Genomic DNA, 20,873 nt, shown 5'->3' with positions numbered 1-20,873 from the left:
TAAGGTGTCAGCTCACCCAGACAGACGCATCTGTCTTTACAATATTATTATACGAATCAATAATTTTAATGTCAAGTATATGACTAATTTTAAACTTTTTTCTCTTACACGATTCCCTGAGCGGTCATAGCGTCTACAACCTTCTCGAATCCTGCGATGTTAGCGCCTGCTACATAGTTACCTTCCATTCCGTAACGTTTTGCAGCTTCGTCCATGTTATGGCAGATATTTACCATGATGTCTTTTAATTTGGCATCTACTTCTTCGAATGTCCAGCTTAATCTCTCGCTGTTCTGTGACATCTCCAGTGCAGATGTTGCAACTCCACCGGCGTTGGCAGCTTTACCAGGTGCGAAGATCACTCCGTTCTCCTGCAGATACTGTGTTGCTTCGTATGTAGTAGGCATGTTCGCACCTTCGCATACAGCTACGCATCCGTTAGCTACTAACTGTTTTGCATCTTCCAGATGTAATTCGTTCTGTGTTGCGCAAGGAAGAGCCAGGTCAACTTTTACTGACCATACGCCGCGTCCTTCATGATATTCTGAGTTCGGACGATATTTCTTATACTCTGTCAGTCTTGCACGGTTTACTTCTTTGATCTCTTTTAATGCAGCTACATCGATTCCTTCCGGATCGTATACCCATCCTGTAGAATCGCTGACTGTTACAACTTTTGCTCCAAGCTGCTGTGCTTTCTCTGTTGCGTAGATTGCTACGTTACCGGATCCGGATACTGCTGCTGTCATTCCCTTTAAGTCTTTTCCGTTAATCTTCAGAAGTTCTTCTGTTAAATAAAGAAGACCATATCCTGTAGCTTCTGTTCTTGCTAAAGATCCGCCATAGCTTAATCCCTTACCTGTAAGAACGCCTTCATACAGTCCGCGGATTCTCTTGTACTGTCCGAACATGTAACCGATCTCTCTTGCTCCTGTTCCGATATCTCCGGCAGGAACATCTGTGTCTGCTCCAATATATTTGCAAAGTTCTGTCATAAAGCTCTGGCAGAATGCCATAACTTCTCTGTCTGATTTGCCCTTCGGATCGAAATCAGAACCACCTTTACCTCCGCCGATCGGGAGTCCTGTCAGGGAGTTCTTGAAGATCTGCTCAAATCCGAGGAACTTGATGATTCCAAGATTTACAGATGGGTGAAGACGTAAGCCTCCTTTGTATGGTCCGATCGCACTGTTGAACTGTACACGGTATCCTGTATTCACCTGTACCTGTCCTTTGTCGTCTACCCACGGTACGCGGAACTTAAACTGTCTCTCTGGTTCTACAAGTCTCTCCAGTAAGGCGTCTTTTCTGAACTTCTCTTCATTCGCCTCAACTACCACTCTCAATGATTCTAATACTTCTTTTACTGCCTGGTGGAATTCTGGTTCAGCAGGGTTCTTAGCTACTACTCTTTCCAGTACTTCATCAACATATGACATAACCTTGTTACCTCCTAAATCTTTCTGTCTCAAAAAAACATCCTTTTAAAAAGAAAACGGATGGACAAATCCACCCGTTTTTCTCTGACGTCTTTGTCCTTTATCATTGTAAAGGAAAAGAGTGCATATGGCAAGTATTTTTTTTACAAATTTTGCTATTTTTTGCAACATTTATTTGTACTACTTGCAAAAATATTGATTTTATTTCATTTTAGTTGATTCTTTTTCGCTTTTAGTGAAACAGATTGCACTCTAAGTTTCACTTTTATTTAAAGTATGCAACACCGGATTCGAAGATCTTCAGATCCTGTTCTCCGTAAATATTCATAGCTACACTTCTGTCACGTCTCTCGGAATGTGCCATCTTACCGAATACACGTCCGTCCGGACTTGTGATACCTTCGATCGCGCAGTAAGAACCGTTGACATTCCATTCTTCATTCATCGTAACATTTCCTTCCGGATCACAGTACTGTGTTGCTACCTGTCCGTTTGCAAAGAGTTTCTTAAGCCACTCTTCATTTGCTACGAATCGTCCCTCTCCGTGGGATGCCGGGTTCGTGTATACACCGCCAAGCTCTGCCTGTGCAAGCCATGGGGATTTGTTGGATACAACTTTTGTATACACCATCTTGGAGATATGACGTCCGATCGTATTGTAAGTCAGTGTCGGTGCATCTGTATTCTGTCCGGTAACTGCTCCGTTCGGAACCAGTCCCAGTTTGACAAGTGCCTGGAATCCGTTGCACACACCGAGTACCAGTCCGTCTCTTTCATTTAACAGCTTCTCTACTGCTTCTTTCATCTTCGCATTCTGGAAAGCAGTTGCGAAGAATTTAGCGGAACCGTCCGGCTCATCTCCTGCACTGAATCCACCCGGGAACATGATGATCTGGGACTGTGCGATTGCTTTTTCAAATACATCTACAGAATCTACGATGTCGGCTGCATTCTGGTTGCGGAAGACTTTGACGATCGTCTTCGCTCCTGCACGCTCAAATGCTTTCGCGCTGTCGAACTCGCAGTTTGTTCCAGGGAATACCGGGATAAATACAGTCGGCTGTGCAATCTTGTGTGTGCAGATGTGGATATCGGATGCTTTGTATACATCACTCTTCACTGCTTCTTCCTGTCCTTCTGCTCCGGAGTTGGTTGGGAATACTTTCTCCAGTGGTTCTTTCCATGCTGCTTCTGCATCTGCTTCTGTCAGTTTTACCTCTTTGTATGCGAATACGGCATCTGCATTTACTTCACCAATCACCGTGTACGGGATTGTCAGTGCGTCTACTTTATCTGCCGGTACTTCTGCGATAATATCACCAAATGCCGGTGCAAACAGGTCTTTTGCATCTACGCTGTCGCAGATGGTAACACCCATACGGTTACCGAATGCCATCTTGCTGACTGCGGATACGATTCCGTGTCTGTCTAATGCGTAAGCAGATACGATCTTGCCGCTTCTGATGTCGTCTGTGAATTTACCGTAAGCATCCATTACTTTTGCATATTCCGGTACGTCGTATTCATCTGTCGGAATCTGCATCCATACGAGTTTATTTCCTGCTGCTTTTAATTCCGGTGTGATGATGTCTTTTTCTGTTGCCACATCTACTGCGAAGGAAACCAGTGTCGGCGGTACATCGATATCTTCAAATGTTCCGGACATACTATCTTTTCCTCCGATAGATGGAAGTCCGAATCCGAGCTGTGCATTGTAAGCACCGAGCAGTGCTGCGAACGGTTGACTCCATCTGGTCGGATCTTCTGTCATTCTGCGGAAATACTCCTGGAATGTGAAACGGATCTTGCTATAATCTCCACCTGCTGCCACGATCTTCGCAACAGACTCTGTCACTGCGTAAATAGCTCCGTGATATGGACTCCATGTAGACAGATATGGATCAAATCCGTAACTCATCATTGTAACGGTATCGCAGTCTCCTGTCAGTACCGGAAGTTTTGCAACCATTGCCTGTGTCTCTGTCAGCTGGTATTTTCCACCGTGCGGCATGAATACGGAAGCTGCTCCGATAGAACCGTCGAACATCTCTACAAGACCTTTCTGCGAGCATACGTTCAGGTCTTTTAATGTCTCTAACCATTTTGCTTTGACATCTTTTACTTCTTCTCTTGTAAGAATCGTATCTTTGCGGCTTGGGATCTCTACAGTAACCGTTGTCTCCTGATGCGCTCCGTTTGTATCAAGGAAGGCACGGGATAAGTTGACGATCTCTTTTCCTCTCCAGGAAAGTACCAGTCTCGGCTCTTCTGTTACTACAGCTACCTTTGTTGCCTCTAAGTTTTCTTCTGCTGCATAGTTCATAAATGTATCGACATCTTTTGGATCTACGACAACAGCCATACGCTCCTGGGACTCGGAAATAGCGATCTCTGTTCCGTCAAGTCCGGCATATTTCTTCGGCACTTTGTCCAAATCGATCTGCAGTCCGTCTGCAAGTTCTCCGATGGCAACGGATACACCACCTGCACCGAAGTCGTTACATTTCTTGATTAATTTACTTACTTCTTCTCTGCGGAACATACGCTGGATCTTACGCTCTGTCGGTGCGTTACCTTTCTGTACTTCTGCACCGCATGTCTCGATGGACTCTTCGGTATGTACTTTGGAAGATCCGGTTGCTCCACCGCATCCGTCACGTCCGGTACGTCCGCCGAGGAGAATGATGATATCTCCCGGATCAGATGTTTCACGGATAACGGCACGTCTCGGTGCTGCTCCGAGAACGGCTCCGATCTCCATACGTTTTGCAACGTAGTTCGGATGATAGATCTCTTTGACTGCTCCGGTTGCAAGTCCGATCTGGTTTCCGTAAGAGCTGTATCCATGTGCTGCTTCACGAACCAGTTTCTTCTGCGGCAGCTTTCCTTTCATCGTATCTTTGACAGATACGGTCGGATCTGCTGCTCCGGTTACACGCATTGCCTGATATACATAAGTACGTCCTGACAGTGGATCACGGATAGCTCCTCCAAGGCAGGTCGCAGCTCCACCGAATGGCTCGATCTCTGTCGGGTGGTTGTGTGTCTCGTTTTTAAAGTTTACGAGCCACTCTTCTTCTACACCGTCCACTTTGATCGGTACTACGATACTGCATGCGTTGATCTCGTCAGATTCTTCCTGATCTTCAAGCTTGCCTTCTTTTTTCAGTTTACGCATTGCCATCAGCGCAAGATCCATCAGGCATACGAATTTATCTTCTCTGCCTTTGAAAATCTCACTGTGGTCTGCAAGATACTGTCTGTATGTCTCTTCCAGTGGTGCCTTATAGTCTCCGTCCTCGAACTTCACATCTGTAAGCTCGGTAGAGAATGTTGTATGACGGCAGTGATCGGACCAATAGGTGTCCAGAACACGGATCTCTGTCATGGATGGATCTCTGTCCTCTTCCTTTTTGAAATAATTCTGAATATGCTGGAAATCCTTGAATGTCATGGCAAGTCCAAGGGACGCATATAATTCTTTCAGTTCGGCTGCTGCCATATCTTTGAATCCGTCAAAGATCTTCACATCTGCCGGCTCTTCGAATTTTGTAACGAGTGTCTCCGGGATCTGCTCCTGTGCTTCTCTGGAATCTACCGGGTTGATGCAGTGTGCTTTTACTGCCTCGAACTCTTCCTCAGAGATCACGCCCTCTGCTCCAACGATCACGTAAGTTGTCGCTGTCTTGATCACCGGCTGCTCATCCTCTTTGATAAACTGGATACACTGTACTGCAGAGTCTGCTCTCTGGTCGAACTGTCCCGGCAGGAACTCTACGGAAAATACTTTTGCATTCTCTGTCTCCGGGAATGCATTATGATATAAGATATCTACCGGTGGTTCGGAAAAGATACCGTTGCATGCTTTTTCAAATGTATCATCGGAAATATTCTCCACGTCATAACGAATCAGAATCCGGACTTCTTTGATATCACGGATTCCAAGATAATTCTTGATCTCATGCTTAAGATCCTTTGCCTGTACTGCAAATTCAGGCTTTTTCTCCACGTAAACTCGTCTTACACTACTCATACAATTTCCTCCATTTGTACTCTTTTACTAGTCATTAGTTACATTGTAACACATTTTATTTTATTAATAAAATTAATATACATAAATATTTTTATTAGTATATCTTATTAATCTATCTTGTAATCTATGTAATATGTGTGGCTATATCTTATTTTACAACTTATCTATTCTTAGCCATATACGAACTTTTCCGGTTGCACATACAGTTCCATATAAATAGCATAGCCCACAATATGATCACAGCCACGCCAAATGTAAGCAGGATCCGAAATGCCATGTCCGAGAAGAACCCTTCCGGCAGCATCCGGATCATATAATCCGTCCCCGCATCAAACAGCCACAGTTTATTTGTAAAAATCAATTCGTGAAATAAGGTAAATGTCGCCGAGAAATCTCTGACACATGCGGCGGCGATTACTGCTACGATTGCCGCAAAGATTCCAAGTGCTGTCGTATATCCTCGAAAAAGGATTGTACGCAACCGCCACTGTTTTGCCTGTACCCCTGCTGTCTGCCGATCTTTTATTTTCAGATATTTCTTACATACATATAATACTGCAAGCAAAAACGCTGCTACTGCTGTGGCAAATCTCCGTACGATTCTTCCTTTATGAAAGAGTACCTGTACATCTGCCATATGTTCCCGGTCCTGTCTGTTGAAGAAATCCTGCATTTTACCCTCCACCGGAACTTCCACAGAGAGTTTTTCTTCCTTTCCATCCAGATATGCCATCATATGTTCCGTAACTTCCATCAGATCAGATATTTTCATATCCAGTGCTTTCGCGACCGTATATTTCTCATATTCTTTTTGATAAAAATGATACTCCGAATCACCGTATATGGCAATTTGAATACTTGTCACCAGTATGATGATAAGCAGAGCAAACATAGACATTGCCGCTAATACAGTATATATCATATTTCGTTTCATATTTCTTGTTTTCTCCGTTTATTTTTTCGATTCTTCCTGCCTGATACCTGATTCTTCTAATAATCTGTATTTTCACACTCTATTCTTATTTTAGCATATCCATTCTTGTAATTCACTTGTTTTTCACTTATAATAATTCCAATATTTATAAGGAGGTCTTATAAAATCTATGAATAACAAAACAGATATTAATTTTGAGTTGTACAAAGTTTTTTATTATGTAGCGACTACCTTAAGCTTCTCCGAAGCTGCCGGTAAGCTTTTTATCTCCCAGTCTGCAGTCAGTCAGTCCATCAAGACACTGGAAAAGAAACTGAATCAGACGCTGTTTATTCGCAGTACAAAAAAAGTCCGTCTCACTCCGGAAGGGGAGATCCTCCTGCGCCACATTGAGCCTGCCGTACAGTTGATCGTGCGCGGAGAATCGCAATTATTGGAAGCCTCCTCCGGAATCGGTCAGCTCCGCATCGGCGCAAGCGATACGATCTGCCGGTATTTCCTCGTTCCTTATCTGGAACAGTTTCACAAGGCTTTTCCTGGGACGCACATCAAAGTTACCAATGCTACTTCCATCCGCTGTGTAGAACTTCTGCGGAGCGGGCAGGTCGATCTGATTGTAGTGAATTTTCCGAACAGTCATCTGGACTCTATGTTCACGTCCACAACCATACATGACTTTCAGGATGTATTTATTGCAGATGAAACTTTCAAGGAACTGCGCGGCCGGAAAATGTCCTATCAGGAACTGCTGAAGTATCCAATCCTCATGCTGGATAAGAACAGCACGACCAGCGAATATCTGCATGCATTGTTCCAGCAGCATCAACTGGATCTTGTTCCGGAAGTGGAATTAAGCAGCAACGACCTGCTCATCGACCTTGCCCGCATCGGTCTTGGGATTGCATTTATCCCGGATTACTGCCTGACCAAAATGCCGGAAGATCTCTTTCTTCTGGAAATGAAAGAGGAACTTCCAAAAAGAAAACTGGCACTGGCTTATAACAGCCATGTACCAGTCTCCAAAGCCGCCGTAGAATTTATGCATCTGCTTCAGCCTGTATAAATGTTCTTATTTCGACTTCTTTTCCTTTCAGGGAACCCTGCGTCATCTCCGGTTTTCCGCCGCCTCTTCCCTGGAAGGAAGCATTAAGGTTCTTACTCATCGGACGGACATCCGTCTCCCTGCTTCCGATGACGTAACGATAACCGTCTGCATCATTTCCCGCAAATACCGCAACAATCTTCGCTCCTCTTTCCAGAAGCTGATTCATCAGCTCCCGCGGTCCATTACCTGAAAGATCGGCGTCAAATACTGTCACAATCGGTACGTCCACCGGAATCTCTTTTGCACGGTAAGCAAGAAGTTTTCCTGACAGATCTGCCACTTTGCTTTTTAATGCTGTCTGCTCTTCCTTCATATGGTGGACTGCATCTGCAATCTCCAGTTCCTTCGCACAGAGCAGTGCGGAGATCTCTTTTCCATTTGCATCTTTTGCTTCGTAATCTTTCAGCGCACGCACGCCACATAACATTGTGATACGTTCGCCGCCTTTATAATTTACCATATTTACCAGCTTGAGCATCCCGATCTCGCCAGTCTTCTTTACGTGCGGAGCACAGCAGGCACATACATCATACCCCGGAACCGTTACGATCCTTACCTGTCCTTCAATCTCGATCTTGCTCCGATAATCCATATTTGCCAGCTCTTCTTTGGACGGATAGGTCACTACAATGTCTATGTTCTTCCAGACTGCCTGGTTCGCTGCCAGCTCAATCTCTCTTAATTGTTCTTTTGTCAGTGTTCCGTCAAAATCCATCGTGCAGTAATCACTCCCAAGATGAAATCCGACATTGTTATAACCGAATCTTTCATGCACCAGCCCGGATACGATATGTTCTCCGGTATGCTGCTGCATCTTCTCAAAACGTTCTTCCCAGTTGATCTTACCGGTTACAGTTTTCCCGGTTTCCAGTGCCTTCTCTGTCGTATGATAGATGATGCCTTCCTTCTCATGTACATCCAGCACACGTACATCATCCAGCATTCCGGTGTCTGCATACTGACCGCCGCCTTCCGGGAAGAAGGCGGTGCGATCTAATACAACCTTATACTGTTCTTTATATGGTTCGCAGGAGATGACTTTTGCTGTAAACTCCTTCAGATGACTGTCTTCGTAAAATAATTTCTCTGTCTCCATATTTTTCCTCACTTGTGTATTCAAGAATGCCCTCGGCATTCTTGCTGCGAGATACACGTCATGCAACGCATGACATATTCTTCTGTGCATCTCTGCAATCCTGCCGGAGGCTATATCAGATAATTACATTCTCTCCGGTGCTTCAAATCCTAATACGTCAATGCATGCTTCCAGTACTTCTTTTGTAAGGATCAGCAGTGCGATGTAGCTTTCTTTCTTCTTTGCGTCTTCTTCTGCGAGGATCTTCGTTCCGTGATAGAAACGGTTAAATGCATTGGAAAGATCGTAAATATATGCACAAATCTTGTGCGGTGCCAGTTCTTCAAATGCATTCTCCAGCACTTCGTTGTATTTTGCGACTTCCAACATCAGTGCTTTCTCACTGTCTGATGTTGCCGGAAGAAGTGTAATATCTTCTACATTACCGCCCTGCTCTTTGTACTTGTTCAGGATAGACTTGATTCGCACGATCGTGTACAGAATGTACGGTCCTGTATTTCCTTCAAAGGAAGTGAAACGGTCTACATCGAATACATAGTCTTTGGCTGCCTGGTTGGACAGGTCTCCGTATTTGATCGCGGAAAGTCCGACAATCTTCGCTGTCTCTTTTGCTTCTTCTTCTGACACTGTACGATTATCTGTAATTTTCTTATACATCTCTTCATCGATCTCTGCGATCAGATTCTCCAGACGCATAACGCCACCTTCTCTTGTCTTAAACGGTTTACCGTCTTTGCCATTCATCGTTCCAAAACCTAAGAATGACAGTTTTGTCTCTTCCGGTACGATCCCTGTCTTCTTGGCAGCGCGGAATACCTGTACAAAGTGCAGTTCCTGACGTTTATCTACTACATAAACAACCTGATCCGGATGGTAATCCTGTGTTCTCTGTACTAATGTTGCAAGATCCGTTGTTCCATATAAAGAAGCGCCGTCTGATTTCTGGATCATACATGGTGGAATCTCTTTTGTATCGGACTCTTCCTGTACATCAATAACAAGTGCTCCGTCATCAATGTGGGCATATCCTTCTTTTTTCAGGCGCTCGATCATATCCGGGATGTATGCCTGTGCATCAGACTCGCCCTTCCAGAGATCAAATTCTACATTCAGATTCGCATAATTTTTCTTAAGGTCAGCTACAGAAATATGCATGATATGATTCCAGATTGCTGTATATCCGCGATGACCATTCTGTAATAAATATGTTGCATGCAATGCTTCTTCACGGTATGCATCATCTTCTTTGGCTTTACCGCTTGCAGTCGGATAAATCTCTTCCAGTTCTCCGATGGTAAATGGTGCTTCTTCCGGATACTCTCCTTTAAATGCATCATCAAAATATGGCAGATCCGGCTGTCTCTTGCGAAGCTCTGTGATAATCAGTCCCATCTGGTATCCCCAGTCGCCAAGATGAATATCTCCTAATACTTTATGTCCTGCTTTTCTTGCGATACGCTTCACACTCTCGCCGATAACTGCAGAACGAAGATGTCCGACATGTAACGGTTTCGCTACGTTCGGTCCGCCGTAATCGATTACGATCGTCTTTGGTTCCTTTGCCTGTTCCAGTCCAAGATTCTCATCTTTTTTCATATCATTTAAGTATGCAGCAACTGCATCTTCATTTAACTTAATATTGATAAATCCTGGTTTTACAACCTCGATCTCTCCAATATATGTTTTATCTGTTAAATTTGCAAGAACATCCTCTGCGATCATAAACGGTGCTTTTTTATATTTCTTCGCTCCAGCCATTGCTCCGTTACACTGATATTCACAGAGATCCGGACGGTTGGAAAGCGTTACTTTTGCCAGCGCACGATCATATCCTGCCTTGTCAAAGGCTGCGGCAATTTCCTGTTCCACAAGATTAATAATTTTATCCATGTTTTTCCTCCTACTCATTCTTCCTTGCCATTTCAGAAGTCTTCCTATTTTAATATATCTACGTCCAGACAGACTTCTGAACATAATATGTATTCTAACACAAGACAATCCCCTCAACAACCTCAATCCTCTCTCTTCTTGTAAAAAAATACAATTTGTGTTACGATATCAAGAATTTAATGCCAGGGTCAAAAAGCCTGAAATCACGATGTGCTTGCGCAGGAGTAGTTTTATGGCTTAATGGTCCTCAAATATAAATAAAAACAAAAGGAGTATGATTATGTTACTAGGTTCACATGTCGGCATGTCCGGCAAGGCAATGCTCTTAGGTTCTGCGAAAGAAGCAGTCTCCTACGGAGCGAATACATTTATGTTCTATACAGGTGCACCACAGAATACCCGCCGCAAAGATATTTCCGAATTAAATATTGATGCTGCATGGGAATATATGCATGCACAGGGCATTGAACAGATCGTTGTTCATGCACCATATATTATTAATCTTGGCAATTCCGTAAAGCCGGAAACTTTTGAACTGGCTGTCAATTTTCTACGGACAGAGATCGAACGGACGAGGGCCTGCAAAAGCCATGTGCTGATCCTGCATCCGGGCGCTCATGTCGGTGCCGGTACAGATGTCGGTATTTCACAGATTATCAAAGGATTAAATGAAGTACTTACACCTGACATGGATCTTCAGATCGCACTGGAAACAATGGCTGGAAAAGGATCTGAAATCGGCAGAAATTTTGAAGAGCTCGCACGTATTATCGATGGGGTTACTTACAATGAAAAATTAAGTGTATGTTTTGATACCTGTCACACGCACGACAGCGGTTATGATATCGCACATGATTTTGACGGTGTAATACAGAAATTTGACCATATTATCGGGAAAGAACGTATTGCCGTTTTTCATATTAACGACAGCAAAAATGTCTGCGGTGCTGCCAAAGACCGCCATGCTAATATCGGCTTCGGCGAGATTGGTTTTGATGCATTATCCTATATCGTGCATCATCCGGATTTTGCCGATGTTCCAAAGATACTGGAGACGCCTTATATCCCTTCACAGGTCAAGGAGAAGAAATCTTACGCACCGTACAAATATGAGATTGAGATGTTGAAAGAAAATCATTTCAACCCGGATGTACAGGAACAGATTCTGCGCGATGCGGAAAAATAACTGAAACGGGAGAACTGCCACTATGGAAACTACTATGAACGAAAACCTCAAAGAAACTGACGTCAAAATTGAAACCGCTTCCGAAGATGATGCAAAAGAACTTCTCGATATTTATGCACCATACATTCTGGAAACCGCAATTACTTTTGAATATACGATTCCTTCTGTAGACGAATTTCGTGAACGCATCCGAAATACGCTGACAAAATATCCGTATATCAAAGCTGTTCATAACGGCAGTATCGTAGGTTATGCATACGCTTCTGCTTTCCATCCGCGAGCTGCCTATGGCTGGGCAATTGAGACTTCTATCTATGTGAAGAAAGATGCCAGAAAGATGGGACTGGGCAAGAAATTATATGCCGTTCTGGAAAGCATTCTGAAAAAGCAGGGCTTTCTGAATCTGAATGCATGCATTGCCTGCCCGAAGATTGATGACGAATACTTAACCCGCAACAGCATCAATTTCCATGAACATCTAGGTTACCGTTTTGTCGGTGAATTTGAAAAATGCGGTTATAAATTTGGCCGCTGGTACAACATGGTCTGGATGGAGAAGCACATAGGCGAACACCTCACCGAACAGCCACCGGTTATTCCATTCCCGGAACTTAAAAATTTACCGGTACTTAAAGAATTATCGTAATTTACGATTCTCTCATAATTTCAGGATTTATCCCGGAAGTTTTCGAAGCTTCTCTCGCAGACCAAAAATTTTTCACATTTTCTGCGGCACTGTTCAGATTGCAGATTTGAAAGTCTTTCCATTCACGTGGGAAGACTTTTCTGTATCTGTAATCCAGAAAGCGATCATCTAACAGCAGGATGAGTCCTTCATCTTCCTCTGTCCGGATCACACGTCCCGCAGACTGCAGGACTTTATTCATCCCAGGATAGAGATACGCATAGTCATATCCTGAAATTCCCTGCCCGTCAAAATAAGCTCTTAAAAGTTCCCGCTCTCTGCACACCTGTGGAATTCCCGGTCCAGCAATCAGCACACCGATCAGGCGGTCCGCTGTCAGGTCAATTCCTTCCGAGAAAATTCCACCCATCACGCAGAAACCAACCAGACCTTCTTCTGTATTTTCTTCAAAATTTTCCAGAAAAATCTCCCGTTCTTCTTCTGACATATACGGCGCCTGCATAACTGCCGGTATCTGCTCTCCCGGTAATTTCATAAACGCATCACAGACATTTTCCATAAAACGATACGAAGGGAAAAATGCAATATAATTGCCACGCTTCGCCAGAGCGGTCTGCCGGATATATCTTGCGTAGCGCTCGTACATGTCTTCTCCACGCTTTGTGTATTTGGTACTTACATCATTTCCTATCAAAAGCAGCCGGTTCTTCGTATCAAACGGTGATTCTGCATAGACTGCATAGTCTTCTTTCCCTGTACTTAAGAGTTTCTTATAGTACTGGATGGGAAGCAGTGTAGCTGAGAAAAAAATCGTACTATTCCCCTTATCCAGATATTCTTTAAGATTTGCTGCCGGATTCACACAGAAGAGATGGATTCGGAATCTCCCATCATCCGTTATCTCCGAATAGATCAGGTAATTCTCATCCAGCCGGTCATGAATATAGAGAAACATCCGTACTTTAAAATAAAACTCCAATACTTCTTCCTTTAATGTTTCATCTTTGCAGTCTTCCAGAAAATGATCCATCTCTGTCACCAGGTTCAGTAACTTCAGATAAACGTGTGACACACTGTTCAGGATCTGGCAGTCTTCACATTCCCGTTTTAATGCAAGGAACTGCTTATTGCATTCTTCCAGCTTCTTTGCAAGCTTCGGTGCGGTATTCTTCACTTTCTTCTTCACTGCCAGAACATCTTCTTTGTATAGATCTGCGCTGTACATTGTCCTTGCACGCTCCACCAGATTATGTGCTTCATCGATCAGAAACAGATACTCTCCCGAATTGCCTTCTCCAAAAAAGCGGCGCAGATATGCATTCGGATCAAATGCATAATTATAGTCACAGATAATCGCATCCACCCAGTTTGATACATCCAGACTCATCTCATAAGGACAGACATTCCATTTTTTCGCCTGCTCTTCCAGAATCTCTCTGCTCATCTCATCGGAAGTTGTCAGAAGTTCATATACTGCATCATTTACCCGGTCAAAATGTCCTTTGGCGTATGGACATGCATCCGGATTGCACACAGTCTCTTCACAAAAACAGGTCTTCTCCTTCGCTGTAAGCACCAGCACTTTCATCCGCAATGCCTGCTCCTTTAACGTATCAAATGCCTGCCATGCAACCGTTCTTGTGATCGTCTTTGCTGTCAGATAGAAAATCTTCTCTCCCAGTCCTTCTCCAACTGCCTTCACCGCCGGAAACACCGTTGCCATTGTCTTGCCGACTCCTGTCGGCGCCTGAATGAAGAGTTTCTTCTTCCTTGCGATCGTCCGGTAAACCGATGCCGCAAGGTTCTTCTGTCCTTCCCGGTAAGCAAATGGAAATTCAATTCCCTTAATAGAAGTGTTTCTCTTTTGCTTCCATCGCACCTGGTATCTTGCCCATTTTTCATATTGCCCGGCTACATCCAGAAACCATCTTTTCAGATCTTCATACGCATATACACTCTGAAAGCGCCGGATATCTTCTGTCTCCAGATTGCAATAAGTCATCTGCACTCCGATCTCATCCAGATTCTTCTGTGTGGCATAAATGTATGCATAACACTTTGCCTGCGCCAGATGAACAGAAACCGGTTCCTCAATCTGCTCCAGATCCCGCATAACTCCTTTGATTTCATCAATCACTATACCGGATGCATTCTCGATAATTCCATCCGCACGTCCATCTATTACCAGCGTGAATCCATTACACGGAATCTCAATCTTAAGTGGAACTTCTGCATGGTAATCTGCCCCCATTCTTCTCTGGATCTTCCGGTGCATCTTGCCACCAAGAAGCATGGCATCTTTGTCCGTTCCCGCCACCCGGTTATCAATATCTCCGCTTCTTAAAATAAATTCTACCAGATTCCGGACAGAGATATGCACCTGTTCCTCTGCCACTTCCATGTTCTTATCCATCTCTTACTCCATAACACTACTCTACTTATGATGATTAAAATTGCCCCCGGATTTTGATGTTCAAAACCCAGAGGCTCTCTTCCGATATTTCTATCTTACAGCATCTCAATAAATGCAGTAATTCTTGTATTAAGCTGTCCAATATCTGCTTGCGAATAATCTGTCTCAACATTGATATACGGAATATGCTTCTCTTCATTTACAAATTTGCGTACAGATAATGTCTCGACATTGTATGTATGACATGCCTGCAAAGTCATCTCTACAACACCGTCCACCTGATATTCGTCGATCAGTCTGCCTAACAGCTCAAAACGGTTCGGGTTCGGAGTCATAACCGAACATCCGATATTCAGATATCTTCTTGCAATTGCATCATACACATCCGGATTGTTCTCGTCTACCAGCTTGTCAATGGATTTTGCACCGGAACAGTTCTCATATGTAACAACGATTCCGCCGTTATCTTCCACTGCACGGATGACCTTCTCCGTTGCTCCTCCGATCGGACATCCTGTGATCAGAATTCGCGGTTTCTTCTCCTGCATTTTACCTTCGGCATACTCTTTCTCAATCTTATCTACAAGTGCATTTACCTCATCAGGAATCTGTTTGCGATCAAATTTAAATGTACTTCCGTATAAAACTTTGAATAAATCATAGCCAGAAATCGGCGCCGGATCATGGCGCATAACCTCATAAAGCTTCTTCAAAGATCTTCTCGCTTCATTATTTACTTTAACTGCTTCTCTGATCTGTTCTTCTGTAATCTCTACATCAAACTTTTTCTCCAGATATTCTTTGAAACGGATGATCTCTTTCTTCCAGAGTTTTAAAGAATTTTCACTCTGCGAATTAGGAAGCTCCATTACGAATGTATCCTTAAACTCGGACATTAATTCGTACATCTTCTTCTTTCCGTCACAGGTTGTCTCTCCGACTACAACATCGGAAAAATAAAAAAACGGACATTTGTCTGTCTTCGCAAATCCGTAGCTGGATTTGATCAGCGGACATAAGTTCTTTGGAAGATCCTTTTCCGCTTCTGCAATTGTCTCATCCGATGTAGAACAAAGACTGACTGTTGCAGCTCCCATTGCCATTGCAATCTCCTGCGGAAAATAAGTACAATAAGATCCTACTACCGGTATTCCCTGATCTTTTAACTGTTTTACTGCAAGGAAAGAGTTCTTTCTCTGTTCTGCAAATTCTTCAAAAACCTCCGGCAGTTCTTTAATTACTTCCATGGTTGTTCTCCTCTTTGACATTTACAATTTATTTACAGCATCGGTCAAATAATCATTGCTGATCTCGTAGAAACGCTCTTCTTCCACTGCTTCTGCCAGTCCTGCATCGATCGGCATCTTTCCAATTACCGGAATATCCAGTTCTTTTGCCGTCTCATCTACATGGCTCTCACCAAATACAGAAATCTTCTTTCCGCAGTCCGGACAGACAAGATAACTGTAATTTTCTACAATTCCAAGCACCGGAATATCCATCTGACATGCCATATTGTATGCTTTCTTCACGATCATCTGTACCAGATCCTGTGGAGATGTTACAATCACGATTCCATCAACCGGCAGTGACTGGAATACTGTAAGCGGAACGTCACCGGTTCCCGGTGGCATATCTACAAAGAGATAATCCAGTTCTCCCCACATAACATCTGTCCAGAACTGTGTTACAACATTTGCAATGACCGGACCTCTCCATATAACCGGATCAGATTCATTCGGCAAAAGCAAGTTAACAGACATGATCTTTGTTCCGTCTTTTGCTTCTTCCGGAATGATACCTTCTTCTGTTCCCATTGCCTGTTTGTGGATTCCATACATCTTCGGGATGGACGGACCTGTAATATCAGCATCCATGATTCCTACATTAAATCCCTGCTCTCTCATAATACGCGCAAGGGATGCTGTTACCATAGATTTACCAACTCCGCCTTTTCCACTTACAACTGCAATTACTTTATTCACATGTGAATGTGGATTTGCCGGTTTCAAAAGACTCTGCGGTTTGCTTCCGCAGGAATCTGCATGTGCGCATCCGGCACAATCTGACGGCTTACATCCATTTTGTTCTTCTGCCATTCTAACTGTCCTCTTTTCTTGATACTTTTTATTTCACTGCTCTGTGAAACAGCTCTTTCTTATTCTTCTACTGCTGCGATCAGTTCTACTTCGCATTTGACATTCTTCGGAAGTGTCTTTACAGCAACACAGCTTCTTGCCGGTTTAGATGTAAAATATTTTGCATATACTTCGTTAAATGCTGCGAAATCATTCATATCTGCAAGGAAGCATGTTGTCTTAACTACTTTGTCAAAAGATGTTCCTGCTGCTTCCAGAACTGCTGCCAGGTTCTTGCATACCTGTTCTGTCTGCTCTTCGATTGTCTCCGCTTCTACTGCATCTACAGCCGGATTGATTGGAATCTGACCTGCAGAGTAAAACATTCCTCCATGAACATATCCCTGTGAATAAGGTCCTAATGCTTTTGGTGCTTTTTCTGTTGCTACTACTTTCATAATTAGTTCTCCTTTGCTTTTTCTAATATTTTCTGTGCAATACACACATCAAAAAGTCCCATACCTACGGATTTAAAATAGGTGGTCTTTTTTGGGTCGGTAATTTCCTGCGGATTCCCTGCCAGATAATCACTCATTAAAATTGTCTGCTCTTCTTTCAGACGTCCATCTTTTATCGGCTGACTTAAGTCTCCACTCTCTTCGCATGCATATGGGAGCTCAATGTAGACTTCATTTGTCAAATCCCAGATCGCATCCGGAATCTCACGCATCTCAGGCGTGTAAGAACCGATTGCAATGATACATTTTCCTTCTAACAAATCCTTGTCATCCGGTAATACCGGCTGCGTGGAAGGTGTTGTTGTACAAATGATCTCACTGTTTTTAACCATCTCCTCCACTGTCTTACATTGTACTACCTTTACATCCGGGTTATCAATAGCTTTTTCCAGTCTTGCCAGATAATCTGTCAGATCTCTGTCACTGTGATTATACACATAAACCGTATCAATCGGTCTTGCCGCACATGCATACAACGCCTGATAGAATCCCTGTACACCGGCTCCTGCGATTCCGACTGTATGACAGTCTTTTCTGGATAAATGCCGGATGCCGACACCTCCGACTGCTCCTGTTCTCCATGCAGTTACCCTCTGGCCGTCCATTACTGCCAGCGGTTTCCCTGTCTTATAATCATTCAGATACATGATTCCATCGATAGATGGCAAACCAAGTTCTGCGTTATCTGGAAAAATACTTAAAATTTTTGTTCCAATAACTTCCTTCGTATAACATGGCATATACATCATTGTCTTGTTCGCATCTTCTACACACGGACGCGGCGGCATATAATAATCACCTGCTTTAAAAATCTTATAGGCTTCTTCAATCTGATCCATCATCTCATTTCTGTCGATCAGCTTATCAATCTGTTCACTGTCTAAAACTATCATACTACTTCTCCTTCCAATTCTTCTCTTTCTCTTGTGACATCTTTCAACCACTTATAGCTTAAATACCGCTTAATCGTAATCGGTATCTTGATCAATTCATCGCTCATCAATATCATATAAACAACCGGAACACCGGCATGGAAGATAAATGCTGCTGCCGCTCCCAATAAGATTGAGCAGCCCCACATCGTTGATACATCCATGATCATTCCGAATTTGGTATCTCCTCCTGACCGGAAAATTCCGATCACCATTGTCGTATTAAATGCCTGCGCCACAGTAAAATACGACATGACAAAAAACATAAAGCTTAAATAACTTCCCGCCTGTGCCGTAAGTGCCAAATTCGCTCTTGCAAGCGGTGCCGCCAGCAGGATCAGAAGTCCTCCAAGTCCTCCGAGCAACAGGCTCAACCAGATAAAGCGGACTGCATACGCTTTCGCATGTTCCATCTTCTTCTCACCAATTGTCTTGCCTAGATAAATAGCCGCTGCATTTGAAATACCAAAAGCTACAACCGTTGCAAGCTGTCTTGCCACCTGTGCCACAGAATTAGCCGCAACTGCCGCGCTTCCAAGATGACCGATCACTGCCGTATTCGCAGAGCTTCCAAGTCCCCACATTAATTCGTTTAATACAACCGGAAGTGCATAAACAAGAAAGTCTTTCCATAAAACAGGATCAATGTGCAGCATATCCTGCAACCGGATCCGTACGATTTTATTTTTCAAGAATGCATAGAACAGTACCATAATCGTCTCGGCACCTCTTGCACACAATGTTCCGATCGCCGCACCCGCAATGCCTAGTTTCGGAAATCCAAACATCCCAAAGATCAACACAGCATTGATAATAATATTCAGACCCAGCGACACTGCATAGATAAATGTTGCTATGACAACCTTCTCCATACTGCGGATAATATTCAGATATACCTGTGTTACTGCCATAAATATGTAAGAAAGTGCCACGATTCTTAAATATTTCACACCTTCTGCTATGACAACAGGATCAGAAGTATAGATCCGCATCAGCAGCCCCGGTATGCCAAGTGCCGCCACTGCAAATACAACCGCCGTTGTCAGTCCGGTACGAAGCCCGATACCAAGTATTTTTTCTATCGTTCTTGTGTCTTTCTTTCCCCAATACTGTGCGGTCAGCACCGTTGCTCCGGATGTCGTACCATAGAAAATCAGTGTCATAATAAACTGCACCTGTCCGGCAAGTGATGCTCCTGACAGTACCTTTTCTCCGACTTTTCCAAGCATAATCACATCCGTTGCCGTCACACCGACATTAATCAGATTCTGTAATGCCATCGGGATTACCAGTGCAAATACGCTCTTATAAAAAAGTTTCCAGTCGATATTTAAGTTCTTCGTCTTATTCATGATTTGCTGCTTTGTAGATTTCGTACATATCCTGCTTCTTCAGTTTCTTAAAGCTTCCAAGTTCTACAGTATCTCCTTTTGTCGCACTATCTGCCATCTGCATAAGAACATCATCTTCCAGTACGCCGGTCTTCATCTGTCCAATACATACTGGCATCTCGATTCGTTCAAAGAACTTCTCTGTCTCTTCAATCGCTGCCAGTGCAGCCTTTATATCATCCACTTCTTCAATCCCCCAGACTTTTCTTCCGAAATGTGCAAATCTTGGGATGTCAATCTGGTAAACATACCGTGCCCAGCTTCCCCATACTGCGGAAAGTGTTGCTCCGTGTGCTTCATCAAACATGCCACCGATCTCATGCCCCAGCTTGTGACATGCAAAATCTTTTGGTCTTCCAAGTCCTGTCATATTATTATGCGAAATGCTTCCGCACCACATGATTTCACTTAATGCATCATAATTCTGCTGATCTTCATATGCTTTTAATCCATTGCGAATCACTGTGCGGAGAACACCTTCTGCAATCTCATCTGTCAGTTCATTACCATCTACCGGTGTGAAATAACGCTCCATTGTATGCATCATAATATCTACAATTCCACATGTAAGCTGATACTTCGGCAACGTATACATCAGTTCCGGATTCATCATTGCAAACTTCGGACGCACAAGATCACTGTGTGCACCTGCTTTCTTTCCGGTCTCCTCATTTGTCAATACAGCAGAATCACTCATCTCACTTCCTGCTGCCGCAATCGTAAGTACAACTCCAACCGGAAGTGCCTTCTCAATTGGAACTTTACCACTCCAGAATTCTTCCAGATCTGTTCCCGGTTTTGCTGCTGCGATTGCAATTGCTTTAGCAGTATCAATACAGCTTCCTCCACCAACTGCCATAACCAGATCAGCGCCAGAATTGATTGCCTTTTTCACGCCTTCTTTTGCAAGGGACATTCTTGGATTCGGCTTCACGCCTCCAAGTTCTTCCACTTCGATTCCTTCTGCTTTTAAAACCGCTTCAACCCGTCCGAGCAGCCCACTTCGAACGACACTTCCACCACCATAAACAAGCAGAACTTTCTTTGCCTGCCATTCCTTTGCAAGTGTTCCTGCTTTCAGCTCTGCCTCTTTGCCAAACACAATCTTCGTTGGCATATATTGTTCAAAACTATGCATGATTTTTCTCCTTTCCGTTTCCAAATCCGTATCTTTTATTATAACGGATAAGTCTTGTTCCGTCCACCGCTTAC

General features: G+C 43.5%; 15 protein-coding genes. 3 read left to right on the top strand and 12 right to left on the bottom strand.

Features of this window, described 5'->3' with window-relative positions:
* Nucleotides 1-104: 104 nt before the first annotated feature.
* From gdhA to H8S07_RS01925, 3 genes are all read right to left on the bottom strand, one after another.
* Nucleotides 105-1,439, bottom strand: a complete 1,335-nt coding sequence (gene gdhA, locus H8S07_RS01935) for an NADP-specific glutamate dehydrogenase (protein WP_021861366.1) — start codon at nucleotides 1,437-1,439, stop codon at nucleotides 105-107.
* Nucleotides 1,440-1,704: 265 nt separating this feature from the next.
* A complete protein-coding gene (locus tag H8S07_RS01930; protein WP_118661145.1) occupies nucleotides 1,705-5,472 on the bottom strand; it encodes a phosphoribosylformylglycinamidine synthase in 3,768 nt (1,255 codons plus the stop codon).
* Between the two features lie 160 nt (nucleotides 5,473-5,632).
* Nucleotides 5,633-6,406: a TIGR01906 family membrane protein gene (locus H8S07_RS01925; RefSeq protein ID WP_021861368.1), complete on the bottom strand. Its 774-nt coding sequence runs from the start codon at nucleotides 6,404-6,406 to the stop codon at nucleotides 5,633-5,635.
* Between the two features lie 169 nt (nucleotides 6,407-6,575).
* Here H8S07_RS01925 and H8S07_RS01920 point away from each other — a divergent pair, with 169 nt between their 5' ends.
* The gene (locus H8S07_RS01920; protein WP_021861369.1) at nucleotides 6,576-7,469 is read left to right on the top strand and encodes a LysR family transcriptional regulator; all 894 of its coding nucleotides are present in this window, start codon (nucleotides 6,576-6,578) and stop codon (nucleotides 7,467-7,469) included.
* Here H8S07_RS01920 and H8S07_RS01915 read toward each other — a convergent pair.
* Together H8S07_RS01915 and argS are read right to left on the bottom strand one after the other, a co-directional pair.
* Complete coding sequence (locus H8S07_RS01915; protein ID WP_021861370.1) at nucleotides 7,444-8,607, bottom strand: alanyl-tRNA editing protein; 1,164 nt, start codon at nucleotides 8,605-8,607, stop codon at nucleotides 7,444-7,446. The genes H8S07_RS01920 and H8S07_RS01915 overlap by 26 nt on opposite strands.
* A 123-nt stretch (nucleotides 8,608-8,730) precedes the next feature.
* Entirely contained in the window at nucleotides 8,731-10,497 is a 1,767-nt protein-coding gene (argS, locus tag H8S07_RS01910; protein WP_118288468.1) for an arginine--tRNA ligase, read from the bottom strand.
* Between the two features lie 280 nt (nucleotides 10,498-10,777).
* On the opposite strand from argS, the gene H8S07_RS01905 reads away from it, so the two are divergent.
* Entirely contained in the window at nucleotides 10,778-11,683 is a 906-nt protein-coding gene (locus tag H8S07_RS01905) for a deoxyribonuclease IV (protein WP_117537353.1), read from the top strand.
* Nucleotides 11,684-11,705: 22 nt separating this feature from the next.
* Entirely contained in the window at nucleotides 11,706-12,329 is a 624-nt protein-coding gene (locus H8S07_RS01900; RefSeq protein WP_243059898.1) for a GNAT family N-acetyltransferase, read from the top strand.
* 1 nt (nucleotide 12,330) lies between these two features.
* On the opposite strand, the gene H8S07_RS01895 is transcribed toward H8S07_RS01900, so the two are convergent.
* The 7 genes from H8S07_RS01895 to H8S07_RS01865 form a co-directional block, all read right to left on the bottom strand.
* A complete protein-coding gene (locus H8S07_RS01895) occupies nucleotides 12,331-14,742 on the bottom strand; it encodes an ATP-dependent DNA helicase (RefSeq protein WP_330598482.1) in 2,412 nt (803 codons plus the stop codon).
* A 95-nt stretch (nucleotides 14,743-14,837) separates the two neighbouring features.
* Nucleotides 14,838-15,989 (bottom strand): double-cubane-cluster-containing anaerobic reductase, encoded by a 1,152-nt coding sequence (locus H8S07_RS01890; RefSeq protein WP_118661142.1) that lies wholly within the window; start codon nucleotides 15,987-15,989, stop codon nucleotides 14,838-14,840.
* Nucleotides 15,990-16,010: 21 nt separating this feature from the next.
* Nucleotides 16,011-16,841 (bottom strand): Mrp/NBP35 family ATP-binding protein, encoded by an 831-nt coding sequence (locus tag H8S07_RS01885; protein ID WP_021861379.1) that lies wholly within the window; start codon nucleotides 16,839-16,841, stop codon nucleotides 16,011-16,013.
* A gap of 59 nt (nucleotides 16,842-16,900) precedes the next feature.
* The gene (locus H8S07_RS01880; RefSeq protein WP_021861380.1) at nucleotides 16,901-17,278 is read right to left on the bottom strand and encodes a RidA family protein; all 378 of its coding nucleotides are present in this window, start codon (nucleotides 17,276-17,278) and stop codon (nucleotides 16,901-16,903) included.
* 2 nt (nucleotides 17,279-17,280) lie between these two features.
* Nucleotides 17,281-18,231 (bottom strand): ornithine cyclodeaminase family protein, encoded by a 951-nt coding sequence (locus tag H8S07_RS01875; RefSeq protein WP_118661141.1) that lies wholly within the window; start codon nucleotides 18,229-18,231, stop codon nucleotides 17,281-17,283.
* Nucleotides 18,228-19,622, bottom strand: coding sequence for an MATE family efflux transporter (locus H8S07_RS01870; RefSeq protein ID WP_117537356.1), 1,395 nt, complete (start codon nucleotides 19,620-19,622; stop codon nucleotides 18,228-18,230). The genes H8S07_RS01875 and H8S07_RS01870 overlap by 4 nt, the downstream gene beginning before the upstream one ends.
* On the bottom strand, nucleotides 19,615-20,799 hold the full coding sequence (locus H8S07_RS01865) for an iron-containing alcohol dehydrogenase (RefSeq protein ID WP_021861383.1): 1,185 nt from the start codon (nucleotides 20,797-20,799) through the stop codon (nucleotides 19,615-19,617). Before H8S07_RS01865 ends, H8S07_RS01870 begins: the two co-directional genes overlap by 8 nt.
* Nucleotides 20,800-20,873: the final 74 nt, after the last annotated feature.

The sequence above is a fragment of the Dorea hominis genome, assembly GCF_014287705.1.
Lineage (GTDB): Bacteria > Bacillota > Clostridia > Lachnospirales > Lachnospiraceae > Dorea_D > Dorea_D hominis.
Note: the sequence above shows the minus strand (reverse complement) of the source record. Positions and strands in the feature narration are given on the sequence as shown.

Coding starts and splice junctions, on each gene's coding strand:
- H8S07_RS01895 (WP_330598482.1), bottom strand. CDS start 14,742: ATGGATAAGAACATGGAAGTGGCAGAGGAACAGGTGCATATCTCTGTC.
- H8S07_RS01925 (WP_021861368.1), bottom strand. CDS start 6,406: ATGAAACGAAATATGATATATACTGTATTAGCGGCAATGTCTATGTTT.
- H8S07_RS01865 (WP_021861383.1), bottom strand. CDS start 20,799: ATGCATAGTTTTGAACAATATATGCCAACGAAGATTGTGTTTGGCAAA.
- H8S07_RS01915 (WP_021861370.1), bottom strand. CDS start 8,607: ATGGAGACAGAGAAATTATTTTACGAAGACAGTCATCTGAAGGAGTTT.
- H8S07_RS01890 (WP_118661142.1), bottom strand. CDS start 15,989: ATGGAAGTAATTAAAGAACTGCCGGAGGTTTTTGAAGAATTTGCAGAA.
- H8S07_RS01920 (WP_021861369.1), top strand. CDS start 6,576: ATGAATAACAAAACAGATATTAATTTTGAGTTGTACAAAGTTTTTTAT.
- H8S07_RS01930 (WP_118661145.1), bottom strand. CDS start 5,472: ATGAGTAGTGTAAGACGAGTTTACGTGGAGAAAAAGCCTGAATTTGCA.
- H8S07_RS01875 (WP_118661141.1), bottom strand. CDS start 18,231: ATGATAGTTTTAGACAGTGAACAGATTGATAAGCTGATCGACAGAAAT.
- H8S07_RS01905 (WP_117537353.1), top strand. CDS start 10,778: ATGTTACTAGGTTCACATGTCGGCATGTCCGGCAAGGCAATGCTCTTA.
- H8S07_RS01870 (WP_117537356.1), bottom strand. CDS start 19,622: ATGAATAAGACGAAGAACTTAAATATCGACTGGAAACTTTTTTATAAG.
- H8S07_RS01885 (WP_021861379.1), bottom strand. CDS start 16,841: ATGGCAGAAGAACAAAATGGATGTAAGCCGTCAGATTGTGCCGGATGC.
- argS (WP_118288468.1), bottom strand. CDS start 10,497: ATGGATAAAATTATTAATCTTGTGGAACAGGAAATTGCCGCAGCCTTT.
- H8S07_RS01900 (WP_243059898.1), top strand. CDS start 11,706: ATGGAAACTACTATGAACGAAAACCTCAAAGAAACTGACGTCAAAATT.
- H8S07_RS01880 (WP_021861380.1), bottom strand. CDS start 17,278: ATGAAAGTAGTAGCAACAGAAAAAGCACCAAAAGCATTAGGACCTTAT.
- gdhA (WP_021861366.1), bottom strand. CDS start 1,439: ATGTCATATGTTGATGAAGTACTGGAAAGAGTAGTAGCTAAGAACCCT.